At 57.6% G+C, this 12103-nt stretch carries 15 protein-coding genes and 4 tRNA genes; 15 read left to right on the top strand and 4 right to left on the bottom strand.

Features of this window, described 5'->3' with window-relative positions; all coding sequences use genetic code 11:
- Positions 1–51: 51 nt before the first annotated feature.
- A complete protein-coding gene (rplQ, locus tag B9Z48_RS12925) occupies positions 52–438 on the top strand; it encodes a 50S ribosomal protein L17 (RefSeq protein WP_053172513.1) in 387 nt (128 codons plus the stop codon).
- 18 nt (positions 439–456) lie between these two features.
- Positions 457–533: transfer RNA gene (locus B9Z48_RS12920), tRNA-Met, on the top strand.
- A 68-nt stretch (positions 534–601) separates the two neighbouring features.
- Here B9Z48_RS12920 and B9Z48_RS12915 read toward each other — a convergent pair.
- The 4 genes from B9Z48_RS12915 to apaG are packed head-to-tail and all read right to left on the bottom strand — an operon-like array spanning position 602 to position 2997.
- Positions 602–1081: a CinA family protein gene (locus B9Z48_RS12915; protein WP_255419491.1), complete on the bottom strand. Its 480-nt coding sequence runs from the start codon at positions 1079–1081 to the stop codon at positions 602–604.
- The gene (locus B9Z48_RS12910; protein ID WP_108378927.1) at positions 1078–1608 is read right to left on the bottom strand and encodes a phosphatidylglycerophosphatase A; all 531 of its coding nucleotides are present in this window, start codon (positions 1606–1608) and stop codon (positions 1078–1080) included. Before B9Z48_RS12910 ends, B9Z48_RS12915 begins: the two co-directional genes overlap by 4 nt.
- A 2-nt stretch (positions 1609–1610) precedes the next feature.
- Positions 1611–2570, bottom strand: coding sequence for a thiamine-phosphate kinase (gene thiL / locus B9Z48_RS12905; protein ID WP_108378925.1), 960 nt, complete (start codon positions 2568–2570; stop codon positions 1611–1613).
- 34 nt (positions 2571–2604) lie between these two features.
- Positions 2605–2997, bottom strand: coding sequence for a Co2+/Mg2+ efflux protein ApaG (gene apaG / locus B9Z48_RS12900; RefSeq protein ID WP_108378923.1), 393 nt, complete (start codon positions 2995–2997; stop codon positions 2605–2607).
- Between the two features lie 29 nt (positions 2998–3026).
- On the opposite strand from apaG, the gene rpe reads away from it, so the two are divergent.
- From rpe to B9Z48_RS12835, 13 genes are all read left to right on the top strand, one after another.
- Positions 3027–3707 carry a ribulose-phosphate 3-epimerase gene (gene rpe / locus B9Z48_RS12895; protein WP_108378921.1) on the top strand — a complete coding sequence of 227 codons (681 nt, stop codon included), beginning with the start codon at positions 3027–3029 and terminating at the stop codon, positions 3705–3707.
- Between the two features lie 16 nt (positions 3708–3723).
- On the top strand, positions 3724–4446 hold the full coding sequence (gene gph, locus B9Z48_RS12890) for a phosphoglycolate phosphatase (protein ID WP_108378919.1): 723 nt from the start codon (positions 3724–3726) through the stop codon (positions 4444–4446).
- Between the two features lie 285 nt (positions 4447–4731).
- Complete coding sequence (gene trpE, locus B9Z48_RS12885; protein WP_108378917.1) at positions 4732–6231, top strand: anthranilate synthase component I; 1500 nt, start codon at positions 4732–4734, stop codon at positions 6229–6231.
- Between the two features lie 2 nt (positions 6232–6233).
- A complete protein-coding gene (locus B9Z48_RS12880; protein ID WP_199233520.1) occupies positions 6234–6815 on the top strand; it encodes an aminodeoxychorismate/anthranilate synthase component II in 582 nt (193 codons plus the stop codon).
- Positions 6812–7888, top strand: a complete 1077-nt coding sequence (ltaE, locus tag B9Z48_RS12875; protein WP_108378913.1) for a low-specificity L-threonine aldolase — start codon at positions 6812–6814, stop codon at positions 7886–7888. The genes B9Z48_RS12880 and ltaE overlap by 4 nt, the downstream gene beginning before the upstream one ends.
- 4 nt (positions 7889–7892) lie before the next feature.
- The gene (locus B9Z48_RS12870; RefSeq protein ID WP_108378911.1) at positions 7893–8588 is read left to right on the top strand and encodes a LysE family translocator; all 696 of its coding nucleotides are present in this window, start codon (positions 7893–7895) and stop codon (positions 8586–8588) included.
- Between the two features lie 38 nt (positions 8589–8626).
- A complete protein-coding gene (trpD, locus tag B9Z48_RS12865; protein ID WP_108378909.1) occupies positions 8627–9655 on the top strand; it encodes an anthranilate phosphoribosyltransferase in 1029 nt (342 codons plus the stop codon).
- A 136-nt stretch (positions 9656–9791) separates the two neighbouring features.
- Positions 9792–10580, top strand: a complete 789-nt coding sequence (gene trpC / locus B9Z48_RS12860; RefSeq protein WP_108378907.1) for an indole-3-glycerol phosphate synthase TrpC — start codon at positions 9792–9794, stop codon at positions 10578–10580.
- Positions 10580–11341, top strand: a complete 762-nt coding sequence (locus tag B9Z48_RS12855; RefSeq protein WP_108378905.1) for a uracil-DNA glycosylase — start codon at positions 10580–10582, stop codon at positions 11339–11341. Before trpC ends, B9Z48_RS12855 begins: the two co-directional genes overlap by 1 nt.
- Positions 11342–11402: 61 nt before the next feature.
- Positions 11403–11488: transfer RNA gene (locus B9Z48_RS12850), tRNA-Tyr, on the top strand.
- 87 nt (positions 11489–11575) lie between these two features.
- Positions 11576–11649 (top strand) — tRNA-Gly (locus tag B9Z48_RS12845).
- A gap of 32 nt (positions 11650–11681) precedes the next feature.
- Positions 11682–11756, top strand: a tRNA-Thr gene (locus tag B9Z48_RS12840).
- Positions 11757–11829: 73 nt separating this feature from the next.
- The coding region (locus tag B9Z48_RS12835; protein ID WP_233261118.1) for a GTP-binding protein at positions 11830–12103 on the top strand (274 nt) is incomplete at its 3' end.

Here is a 12103-nt window from a genome sequence, read left to right as displayed (position 1 = left end):
CACGAGCAGTACCTGATACGGCTGCTTGTTAAATAAAGAAAGGTAAGCACCATGCGTCACGGACACGGTCTCCGTAAATTGAACCGCACCAGCGAGCACCGCCTCGCTATGTTGCGCAACATGATGAACTCGCTCATTGAGCACGAAGTCATCAAAACCACACTCCCTAAAGCCAAAGAACTTCGTCGAGTCATTGAACCGATGATCACCTTGGCCAAAGAAGATAATTTGTCCAACAAGCGCCTGGCATTCAATCGCCTGCGTGACCGTGACAACGTCGTCAAATTGTTTGCAGATCTGGGTCCCCGTTTTGCCAAGCGTCCTGGTGGTTACACACGTATCCTGAAAATGGGTTACCGCGTGGGTGATAACGCACCGATGGCCTTGGTTGAATTGGTCGATCGTGCAGATTCTTCTGCAGAAACAGCCGCAGAGTAAGGTATAATTCAAACATACCGCGGGGTGGAGCAGTCTGGTAGCTCGTTGGGCTCATAACCCAAAGGTCGTTGGTTCAAATCCGGCCCCCGCAACCAAATTTCAATTTCGGTTGAATACAAAAAAACCTTCTTCGGAAGGTTTTTTTGTTTCCGCTTCAAACAGATCAAAGAGGCGGGAGGCGTTTCAACAGACCTTCAAGCGCGCAGTCTGTTGTCGCCACTCGGATTTGATCGCGGTTGCCTGAAAATGTTTGAAGCTCTGTGTAAACACGCCCACCAATACACCATGCCAACCAAACTGTTCCAACAGGCTTTTCTTGGCTACCACCGCTGGGTCCGGCTATCCCCGTGACGGCCACAGAAACGACAGATTCTGAGCGGTAAAGGGCACCCAAAGCCATGGCTTGGGCAACAGCTTCACTGACCGCACCATGCTGGGCAATCATTTCTGAAGGAACTCCGAGCAAGTCGGATTTGGCGTGGTTTGAATAGGTCACAAATCCCCTGTCAAACCAGGTGCTGGATCCAGCCAGATCGGTGCATCGGCTGGCAATCATGCCTCCTGTACAGCTCTCTGCGGTGGACATCATCCAGTGCAATAGAGATAGTCGTTCTGCGAGCAGTGGTGTGAGAAGGTGGATCAAAAAAATCTCCAAATTGCAATGCACAAAAGTGTGCAAAGAGCAGCCACAAGATCATCAAAGATGATGCCAAAGCCACCTTGCCATCCGAAACCTTTGAAGAGTTGATCAGCCCAAGCCACAGGTCCAGGTTTGACGGCATCAAAAAAACGAAACAAGACAAATGCTGCTAATTGACCGGCAAAACTGCATGGCATGATCAAACTCAAAATCAACCACATGGCGACCACTTCATCCCAAACAATTGAACCAGGATCACTGACGCCCATGTGCCTCGCAGTCACTGTGCATGACCACCAACCCACTGTAAAGGCCAAAACGATGAGTACGGCTTGAGCAGTGAGGGTCAAATGCTGTTGAATCAGTAACCAAGAAACCCAGCCCCATAAGCTGCCGATCGTCCCTGGTGCTTTGGGTGCAAGACCAGAGCCAAAGCCCAAAGCAATCAAGTGCGCAGGGTGCGACAGCATGAATGAAGCTGTGGGCTTGATCGGTGGACGATGTTGAAGTGTGCTGTTGGACAAGTTCATCTTCACGCAAAGTGGTCAAAGGATTCGAATGAGGAGGTGATGGGTAGACCCTCAACACCCAACAAGACCAAACGCTGAGAATCGGTCACGCGGCCAATGCGCGTCACAGGAGTTCTTGTGGATTGGGCTGCAAGTTGTACTTGCGCAGCGGCCAGAGGTGAAGCGCTGAACACCAATTCATAATCATCACCCCCCGACAAAACACAGGTCAGGGCTAAATCATGAGGGCAAGACCAAAGCGTTCCCGTTTGCATCAGTGGGGTGACAGCGAGCGTGTCAATCTCAGCTCCGACATGGCTGGCTTTGAGAATGTGTCCCAAATCACCCAGCAAGCCATCGCTGATGTCCGCCATCGCGTTGGCAATGCCGCGAAGTGCTTGGCCCAAAGCGACACGGGGTGTGGGGCACTCCATGCGGCGTCTGGCCATGTCAAAAACAGCTTGTGGCAAACTCACCTTGCCTCGAAATGCTTCAAGGGCCAAACGTGCATCACCCAGGTGACCGCTGACATAAAGATCATCGCCAACGCGCGCACCACTGCGCAAGATGCTTTGCCCTTGAGGCGTGTCGCCCATGACGGTGATTGCAATGTTCAAAGGGCCTTGTGTCGTATCACCGCCGATCAGTTCACAGCCATGCAGCTCTGACAACTGAAACAAGCCTTCTGAGAAACCAGACAGCCAGGCTTCATCTGCGCGAGGCAAAGACAGTGACAACAAAAAGGCTTGGGGCGAGGCTCCGCAAGCAGCAAGGTCACTCAAATTCACCGCCAAGGATTTGTGACCCAAAAATTTCGGATTGACGGTCGTCAGAAAATGACGACCTTCAACAAGCATGTCTGCAGAAAATGCCAGTTGATGGCCCGGGCGGGGCGTCCACACGGCGCAATCATCGCCAATGCCCACATCCGCACGCTGAGCAGGTCGTTTGAAGTAACGTTCAATGAGGTCAAATTCACCCATGGTGAGAGCTTAACCGCAAGTGATCAGTCGATACTCAGTGAAGTGTGCGGCCTGAAAAGCCAGCGGACGAAGACTCCAGAACAAAGGTGCCAATACTGGCATCAAAGCGGTGCCCATCTTCTGCCACAAAAAAGTAGCTGCCATGCATGGTGCCGCTGGGGGCGCGCAATCTGCAGCCGCTGGTGTACTGGAAGGATTCACCGGGGCGCAGCAAAGGCTGTTGTCCAACCACGCCCAGGCCTTTGACTTCCTCGCTGTGACCACGCTCATCCTGAATCACCCAATGTCGAGAAATCAACTGAACAGGAACCCGGCCCGTGTTGGTGACGGTGATGGTGTAGGCGAAAGCGAAAACATCTTGCAGGGGATTGCTCTGGTCAGCCAAGTAATGGGGCAGTACTTCAATTTGAACGGTGTAAGCAGTCATGAACACATGTTAACTGCGACAATTCAAGGATGACGACGACCTACCGCATTGCCCCCTCCATCCTCTCGGCTGATTTCGCCCGCTTGGGCGAGGAAGTCAAAAGCGTCATCGACGCCGGTGCCGACTGGATCCACTTTGACGTGATGGACAACCATTACGTGCCCAACCTCACCTTTGGCCCCATGATTTGCCAAGCGCTTAAGCCGCATGCTAAAACTGCATCGGGCGTGGCCGTGCCCATCGATGTGCATTTAATGATCTCGCCCGTCGATGCACTGGCCGCATCTTTTGCCGAAGCCGGTGCCGACCTCATCAGTTTTCACCCCGATGCCAGCGCCCATGTGCACCGCAGCATTCAGGCCATCAAGAGCAAGGGTGTCAAGGCCGGGCTGGTGTTCAATCCGGCCGAACCCCTGGATGTGCTGGAATGGACCATCGACGAGATCGACCTTATCCTGATCATGAGCGTCAACCCGGGCTTTGGTGGCCAAAGCTTCATCGATTCAGCCTTGCGCAAGGTCGAGCTGGCGCGCCAGTGGATCGAGAGAAGCGGTCGCGATATTCGACTGGAAGTGGACGGGGGCATCAAGGCCGACAACATCCGCCGCGTGGCCGATGCCGGGGCCGACACCTTTGTGGCGGGCAGCGCCATTTTTGGCAAACCTGATTACAAAGGCGTGATCGACCAAATGCGTGTGGCTTTGTCCTGACGAAAGGTGAGCCCAAATGCAGAATCTGACAGAAATCGAAGCGGTCATTTTTGACTTGGACGGCACCCTGGTGCACACCTTGGGTGATTTTCAGGTGGCCTTGCACCGCACCATGGCCGATCTGGACTTGCCGCCGGTGTCGGACGCGCTCATCGAGCAAACCATCGGCAAAGGCTCCGAACACCTGATTCGCACCTTGCTGGCGCATCAAATCAACCGGCCCGAAGTCAAAGGCGTGGGCCAGGCTTGCCCGGCCCTGTCGGTGGACGCGCTTTTCAGCCGTGCATGGCTGCGCTACCAGCACCACTATTTGGAAATCAATGGTCAGTTTGCTGATGTCTACCCAGGTGCTCTGGACGCCCTGGAGGCTTTGGCTGCGCAGGGTATGCCCATGGCCTGCCTGACGAACAAGCCTTTGGCCTTTGCCCAGGCCTTGCTGAAAGAGAAGTCACTGGCGCACTTTTTTGGCCCCGTGTTTGGTGGAGACAGTTTCGAGCGTAAAAAGCCCGACCCCTTGCCCTTGATCAAAACCTGTGAGGCGCTGGGTACCCACGCCGCACGCACCTTGATGGTGGGGGATTCGAGCAACGATGCGCAGGCTGCTCACGCAGCGGGCTGCCCGGTGGTGTTGGTCACTTACGGCTACAACCACGGTCACCGCGTACAAGACACCCCAGCAGCTGCTTGGTTGGACACGTTGGCCGACTTGCCGGAGCGCATGAACGCCACGGGCCGATGAGCTAAAGCCAAGCAAACTGCAGATCCGGTGAAAACGCGTCTCTGGGCTTTGCTACACTTGACAAACCATGTTCATCATCCACAGCCACCTCAGCGCAGTCCGTCTGCCGAGCCATTCCCCAGCGGAAGGCCGGGGAGCCTGGCCCTGGCGTCGGCCAGCCTGACCCCATCGACTGTGCGGCTTGTCCGCCACCCGCGCCCGGTTTTATACACACCATGACTGGGCACCTGGATGAATGAAAAGCACCTCGCCCGAGGTCGCTGAGCGCTTTGGAGGCTCTAGCCTGTGATCACCGAACTTGAATTCAAAAGCCTGGCCAGCCAAGGCTACAACCGCATTCCCCTCATGCTCGAGGCCTTTGCGGACCTGGAAACCCCCCTGTCGCTTTACCTGAAGTTGGCCCACACCAAGGACAACGGCCAACACAGCTTTTTGCTCGAATCGGTGGTGGGCGGCGAGCGTTTTGGACGCTACAGCTTCATTGGACTGCCAGCCCGTACTTTGTTGCGCGCCAGTGGTTTTGGTGCCGAGGCCAAGACCGAAGTGGTGCGAGATGGCGAAGTGACCGAAACAGCCGTTGGCAACCCGCTGGACTTCATTGAGCAATACCAAAAGCGTTTCAAAGTGGCCTTGCGCCCGGGTCTGCCCCGTTTTTGTGGCGGCCTGGCGGGCTATTTTGGTTACGACGCGGTGCGCTACATCGAGAAAAAGCTCGAAAAATCCTGCCCGCCTGACACCTTGGGCACACCCGACATCTTGCTGCTGCAGTGCGAAGAACTGGCGGTGATCGACAACCTTTCTGGCAAGCTCTACCTGATTGTTTATGCCGACCCGGCCACGCCCGAGGCCTATGTGGTTGCGAAAAAACGCCTGCGTGATTTGAAAGAGCAACTCAAGTACTCGGTGAGCGCTCCGGTGGTCAAACCCACCCAGTCGTACCCGGCCGAGCGGGACTTCGCCAAGGCCGATTACATTGCCGCCGTTGAAAAAGCCAAGGAGCTGATCGCAGGCGGCGACTTCATGCAGGTGCAAGTGGGGCAGCGCATCAAAAAACGGTACACCGAAAGCCCGCTGTCCTTGTACCGTGCGCTGCGCTCGCTCAACCCCAGCCCCTACATGTACTTCTACAACTTCGGCGACTTCCATGTCGTCGGAGCCAGCCCCGAAATTTTGGTGCGGCAGGAGCAAACCGACGAGGGCGCCAAAGTCATCATCCGTCCTTTGGCGGGCACACGCCCCCGTGGTGCGACGCCAGAAAAAGACAAGGCGGCAGAGCATGAACTGATCAACGACCCCAAGGAACGGGCCGAGCATGTGATGTTGATCGATCTGGCGCGCAACGACATTGGACGCATCGCCCAGATCGGATCGGTCAAGGTGACCGAGGCCTTTGTGGTCGAGCGCTACAGCCACGTCATGCACATCGTGAGCAACGTCGAGGGCGTGCTGAACGAGGGCATGAGCAATATGGACGTGCTCAAAGCCACCTTCCCGGCGGGCACCTTGACGGGCGCGCCCAAGGTGCACGCCATGGAGCTGATTGACCAGTTCGAACCCGTCAAGCGCGGCATTTACGGCGGCGCTTGCGGCTACATCAGCTATGCGGGCGACATGGATGTGGCGATTGCGATCCGCACCGCCGTCATCAAGGACCAGACGCTGTATGTGCAAGCGGCAGCGGGTGTGGTGGCTGATTCGGTGCCCGAGATGGAATGGCGCGAAACCGAACACAAGGCGCGTGCCTTGTTGCGGGCCAGCGAGTTGGTGGAAGAAGGCTTGGAGTGATCATGGCGAAAAAAATCAAACTCCTGATGGTCGACAACTACGACTCGTTCACCTTCAACATCGTGCAGTACTTCGGTGAACTGGGCGCGGAGGTCGAGGTCTTTCGCAACGATGAAATCACGCTCGAAGGCATTGCGGCCCGCCAGCCTGACCGCTTGGTGATTTCGCCCGGTCCCTGCTCGCCAGCCGAGGCGGGCATTTCGGTCTCTGCGATTCAATATTTCGCAGGCAAGCTGCCCATTTTGGGTGTGTGCCTCGGTCACCAAAGCATTGGTGCGGCCTTTGGCGGCAAGATCGTTCGGGCGCAGGAATTGATGCACGGCAAGACCAGTGTCATCACCACCACGCAAGAAGGCGTGTTCGCGGGCTTGCCCGAGCAGTTCACGGTCAACCGCTACCACTCCTTGGCCATTGAGCGGGCCACTTGCCCACCCTGCCTGAAAGTCACGGCTTGGACGGATGACGGCGAGATCATGGGCGTGCGGCACACCGAGCTGGACATCGAAGGTGTGCAGTTTCACCCCGAATCCATCCTGACCGAGCACGGCCATGCCATGCTCAAAAACTTTTTGGTGCGACCATGACTACGACCATTGATCTGCGCAGCGACACCGTGACCCAGCCCACCACTGCCATGCGCGAGGCCATGCTGGCTGCGCCAGTGGGCGACGATGTGTTTGGCGACGACCCCACGGTCAATGCCTTGCAAGAACGAATTGCAGAAATCACGGGCAAAGAAGCGGCGCTGTTCATGCCATCGGGCACACAAAGCAACCTGTGCGCCCTGATGGCGCATTGCGAGCGGGGCGACGAGTACATCGTGGGTCAAAACGCGCACACCTACCGCTACGAAGGCGGCGGTGCAGCGGTGCTGGGCAGCATCCAGCCGCAGCCGTTGGCACAAAACGTTTCCGGCGAAATGGCGCTGACCGACATCGCCGCAGCCATCAAACCCATCGACTGCCACTTTGCCCGCACCCGCCTGCTGGCGCTGGAAAACACCTGGAACGGCCACCCCATGTCGCTGGCTTATTTGGCGCAAGCCACAGCGCTCGCCCGGCAGCACGGCTTGGCCGTGCATCTGGACGGTGCCCGTCTCTTCAATGCGGCTGTCGCACAAGCCGAAGGTGGGGCAGTCACGGCCAGCGTGCGGCGCATCGTGGACCACTTTGACAGCGTGTCGGTTTGCTTCAGCAAAGGTTTGGGAGCCCCTGTGGGTTCGGCCTTGTGCGGCTCGCGTGAACTGATCGCCAAGGCGCTGCGCTGGCGCAAGGTGTTGGGCGGTGGTTTGCGCCAGTCCGGCATTTTGGCGGCAGCGGCTTTGCACGCGCTTGACCACCACGTCGAGCGCTTGGCCGATGACCATGCGCTGGCGCAGAGGCTGGCCCAAGGCCTGCAAGGCGTGCCTGGCTTGAGCGTTCGTTCGGCGCAAACCAACATCGTGTTTGTGGATGTGGCCGATGGACGTGGCCCGGCCCTGCTTGAGGATCTGAAGGCCCATGGCGTTTTGGCCACGGGTTTGATTGGCCTGCGCTTTGTGACGCACCTGGGGGTGGATGCGGCGGGCATCGACCACGCCATCGATTGCATCCAGCGCTTCATGGCGAACGCGTCTGCACAGACAAGCCCGACTTCCGCCCGAGTGGGCGTTTACTGAAGCCATGTTTGATACGCAGCAAGTCCTGATGTTCATGTTGGCCGGTGTGCTGCTCAACCTCACGCCTGGGCCGGATGTGCTCTACATCGTCAACCAGTCGCTGAGGGGCGGTGTGCAGCGTGGATTGGTCGCTGCCTGGGGCATCACGGCGGGGTGTTTTGTGCACGTGGCTGCGGCCGCTTGGGGCTTGGGGGCCGTCCTGGCCACTTCGGCAGACGCCTTCAATCTGGTCAAGTGGATCGGTGCGACTTATTTGCTGTGGATGGGGGGGCGCCTGTTGTGGCGTACAAGTCAAGCGGGTGCCGATGGCGATCAAGCGCAAGTTCCGGCGTTGATCGGCCATTCTGACCTGCACGGGCGTGGGCCAGCCTCCAAAGAGGTCACTGGTTTATGGGCCGTGTTCTTCGGCGCGTTCGCTACCAACGCCTTGAATCCGAAAGTGGCGCTGTTTTTTCTGGCCTTTGTGCCGCAGTTCATCCCGGCGCATGCCCCCGACCCGGCCTGGTCTTTTGTGCTCTTGGGCTGCTTGTTCAATCTGAACAGTTGGCTGGTGTGCATGGGCTGGGCTGTGGCCGCCTCTTGGTTGGCCCGCAGAGGCCAATGGCTGCAGCGTGGCATGCGCCACTTAGACCGGCTGACGGGCTTGTTGTTTCTTGGGTTTGGGCTGAAGCTCGCCCTGACCGACGCGCCAACCCGCTGAATTGTTTAACGATCTCCATCATCCGACAGGAAACGACCATGCCCATCACCCCTCAGGAAGCGCTTCAACGCACCATCGAGCACCGCGAGATTTTTCACGACGAAATGCTCCACCTCATGCGCATGATCATGAACGGCGAGTTGTCGCCCGTCATGACCGCCGCGCTCGTCACCGGTCTGCGCGTGAAAAAAGAAACCATTGGCGAAATTACAGCCGCAGCGCAAGTCATGCGCGAGTTCTCGACCAAAGTGCATGTGGCCGACCCCACACACCTCGTGGACATTGTGGGCACAGGAGGCGATGGGGCCCACACCTTCAACATCTCGACTTGCGCCATGTTTGTGGCCGCTGCCGCCGGGGCCAAAACGGCCAAACACGGTGGGCGCAGCGTCAGCAGCAAATCGGGCAGCGCCGACGTGGTCGAGGCCCTGGGTGGCAACATCCACCTGTCTCCAGAGCAGATCGCGCGGTCGATCCAAGAGGTGGGCATCGGCTTCATGTTCGCACCCAACCACCACCCGGCCATGAAAAACGTGGCCCCGGTGCGCAAGGAGTTGGGGGTGCGCACGATGTTCAACATTTTGGGTCCATTGACCAACCCAGCCAGCGCGCCCAACATTTTGATGGGGGTGTTCCACTCCGACCTGGTGGGTATTCAGGTGCGTGCCCTGCAGCGCTTGGGGGCCGAGCATGCGTTGGTGGTGTACGGGCGCGACGGCATGGACGAAATCAGCTTGGGCGCGGCCACTTTGGTGGGCGAACTCAAAAACGGCCAGATCACCGAATATGAAATTCACCCGGAAGACTTCGGCCTGACCATGGCCAGCAACCGGGCCCTGAAAGTGGACACACCTGAGCAATCCATGGCCATGCTGCGTGGCGTGCTGGACAATGAGCCCGGCGCGGCGCGGGACATCGTCATGATCAATGCGGGCGCTGCCTTGTACGCGGCCAATGTGGCCAGCAGCATCGCCGATGGTTTGGCCCGTGCGCGTGTGGCCGTCGAGTCGGGCGCGGCCAAAGCCAAGCTGGCGCAGTTTGTGGCCTTTGGCCAGAAGGCGGCTTGAGCCATGTGGCGGGACGAGGGCGCCTGGATCGCTTTGGGGGTGTCGGCCTTGTTTGTGGTCATGGCCTGGGTGATGCACCGCGTCTTTGTTCGCATATTGAAAAACGGTGCCACTGAGCCCGCACAGAAAGAAAATCATGAGTGACATCCTGGACAAAATCGTCGCGGTCAAACGCGAAGAAGTGGCAGCAGCCTTGAAGCAAAAATCGCTGGCCGTGGTGCGCGCCGATGCCGAAAGCCGCGTGCTGACCCGTGACTTCGAAGGCGCGATGCGTGCCAAGATCGCTGCAGGCCAAGCGGCTGTGATCGCCGAAATCAAGAAGGCCAGCCCGTCCAAAGGCGTGCTGCGGGCCGACTTCATTCCGGCCGACATCGCCCAAAGCTACGCCGAATTCGGCGCGGCTTGCCTGTCGGTGTTGACGGACAAGCAGTTCTTTCAGGGCAGCGTGGATTACCTCAAACAAGCTCGTGCCAGTTGCGACCTGCCGGTGCTGCGCAAGGATTTCATGATCGATGCCTACCAGGTGTACGAGGCCCGGGCCATGGGGGCTGACGCCATTTTGCTCATCGCCGCCTGCCTGGACGATGCCCACATGGCCGAGATGGAGGCGGTGGCCCGCAGCCTGGACATGGCGGTGCTGGTGGAGGTGCACGACAAAGCCGAACTGGAACGCGCCCTCAAGCTGAAAACACGTCTGGTCGGCATCAACAACCGCAACCTGAAAACATTCGAGGTGTCCTTACAGACGACTTTGGACATGTTGCCCGATGTGCCAGCCGACCGCTTGCTGGTCACCGAAAGCGGGATTCAAAGCCCGGAAGATGTCAGGCGCATGCGCGAGGCCAAGGTCAACGCCTTCCTGGTGGGGGAGGCTTTCATGCGTGCCCGTGAGCCCGGCGAAGCCCTGGCGAAACTCTTTGCCTGATGCTTGACGGTCAAAGTCAGCAAGCTTTTGCTTTCGGGAAGGAAGATGAGCCAGGGAGCTGCTTGGCTCAGTGGCCGCCCGATCTGCAAGCCTTGGACGAGGGCTGGAGACCTTTGCTTGAGGATTTTTTGGCATCCGCGACGGGTGCGGCGTTGTCCAAACGTTTGAATCAGGCCTTGAGTGAAGGAAAAGTCATCTATCCACCAGAGCCTTTGCGTGCTTTGGCATTGACGCCATTGAAGCAGGTACGCGTGGTGATCTTGGGGCAAGACCCTTACCATGGGCCCGGACAGGCTGAGGGTCTGGCATTTTCTGTGCAGCCTGGTGTGAAAGTTCCGCCGAGTTTGCGCAACATATTCAAAGAACTGCAACAGAGCCTCGGTGTTCCCATTGCGAGGGATGGTTCATTGGTGCGGTGGGCAAAGCAAGGGGTTTTGCTGCTCAACACATGCCTGACCGTTGAGGCAGGACACGCAGCCAGTCATGCCCGTTGGGGGTGGGAGGCCTTGACCGACGCCCTGCTAAAAGCAGCAGCGCAAAACACGCAGCCCTTGGTGTTTATGTTGTGGGGTGCTCACGCGCAAGAAAAAAAACAGTTGATAGATGGATTGATCGCGTGTGGACAGCATTTGGTGTTGAGCGCGCATCATCCGTCCCCATTGTCTGCCAATCGGCCACCGACCCCTTTTTTGGGCTGCAATCACTTTGCAATGACAAACGATTTTTTGGGATCTATGGGTGGGAAAACCATCATTTGGTGAAAAAATTAGGCAGGTTGTTGAGAAGTCGTAGAAAAGATGGCATAATTCAAGGCTTGCTTCAGGAGGGGTGCCCGAGTGGCTAAAGGGGGCAGACTGTAAATCTGTTGGCTTACGCCTACACTGGTTCGAATCCAGTCTCCTCCACCAGCAAACTGGCCTAAAGCCGGATGATCAGAGTCATTGGAAATGCTGTCCAAGCATTGGTGTTGCAGCCACTCATGCAGCACAAACAATGCGGGAGTAGTTTAATGGTAGAACCTTAGCCTTCCAAGCTAATGACACGGGTTCGATTCCCGTTTCCCGCTCCAGTCATTCGATGACAGTTTGCAAGAAGTAATTCGCCCTTGTGGCTCAGTGGTAGAGCACTCCCTTGGTAAGGGAGAGGTCGCGGGTCCGATTCCCGCCAAGGGCACCAGTTTTTGGGCGTGTGACGTGAGTTGCACGCCCTCTGTCTTGGTTGTTGACCACTACTTTTCGGAGTCGAAGAAATGGCAAAAGAGAAATTCGAACGGACCAAGCCCCACGTGAACGTGGGCACCATCGGTCACGTTGACCACGGCAAAACCACCCTGACTGCCGCCATCACCACCGTGTTGGCTGCCAAGTTCGGCGGTGCTGCCAAAGCGTACGACCAGATCGACGCGGCTCCCGAAGAGAAGGCTCGTGGTATCACGATCAACACCGCTCACGTTGAGTACGAAACAGAAAACCGTCACTACGCCCACGTGGACTGCCCTGGCCACGCTGACTATGTGAAGAACA

Origin of the sequence: Limnohabitans sp. WS1 (assembly GCF_003063265.1) — a bacterium.
Classification (GTDB): Bacteria; Pseudomonadota; Gammaproteobacteria; order Burkholderiales; family Burkholderiaceae_C; genus Limnohabitans_A.
Note: the sequence above shows the minus strand (reverse complement) of the source record. Positions and strands in the feature narration are given on the sequence as shown.

What these genes read in the sequence shown, in the direction of transcription:
- trpD (WP_108378909.1), top strand. Translation starts at nt 8,627, where the DNA reads ATGCCCATCACCCCTCAGGAAGCGCTTCAACGCACCATCGAGCACCGC.
- rplQ (WP_053172513.1), top strand. Translation starts at nt 52, where the DNA reads ATGCGTCACGGACACGGTCTCCGTAAATTGAACCGCACCAGCGAGCAC.
- B9Z48_RS12910 (WP_108378927.1), bottom strand. Translation starts at nt 1,608, where the DNA reads ATGAACTTGTCCAACAGCACACTTCAACATCGTCCACCGATCAAGCCC.
- trpC (WP_108378907.1), top strand. Translation starts at nt 9,792, where the DNA reads ATGAGTGACATCCTGGACAAAATCGTCGCGGTCAAACGCGAAGAAGTG.
- B9Z48_RS12870 (WP_108378911.1), top strand. Translation starts at nt 7,893, where the DNA reads ATGTTTGATACGCAGCAAGTCCTGATGTTCATGTTGGCCGGTGTGCTG.
- apaG (WP_108378923.1), bottom strand. Translation starts at nt 2,997, where the DNA reads ATGACTGCTTACACCGTTCAAATTGAAGTACTGCCCCATTACTTGGCT.
- B9Z48_RS12855 (WP_108378905.1), top strand. Translation starts at nt 10,580, where the DNA reads ATGCTTGACGGTCAAAGTCAGCAAGCTTTTGCTTTCGGGAAGGAAGAT.
- B9Z48_RS12880 (WP_199233520.1), top strand. Translation starts at nt 6,234, where the DNA reads ATGGCGAAAAAAATCAAACTCCTGATGGTCGACAACTACGACTCGTTC.
- gph (WP_108378919.1), top strand. Translation starts at nt 3,724, where the DNA reads ATGCAGAATCTGACAGAAATCGAAGCGGTCATTTTTGACTTGGACGGC.
- rpe (WP_108378921.1), top strand. Translation starts at nt 3,027, where the DNA reads ATGACGACGACCTACCGCATTGCCCCCTCCATCCTCTCGGCTGATTTC.
- ltaE (WP_108378913.1), top strand. Translation starts at nt 6,812, where the DNA reads ATGACTACGACCATTGATCTGCGCAGCGACACCGTGACCCAGCCCACC.
- thiL (WP_108378925.1), bottom strand. Translation starts at nt 2,570, where the DNA reads ATGGGTGAATTTGACCTCATTGAACGTTACTTCAAACGACCTGCTCAG.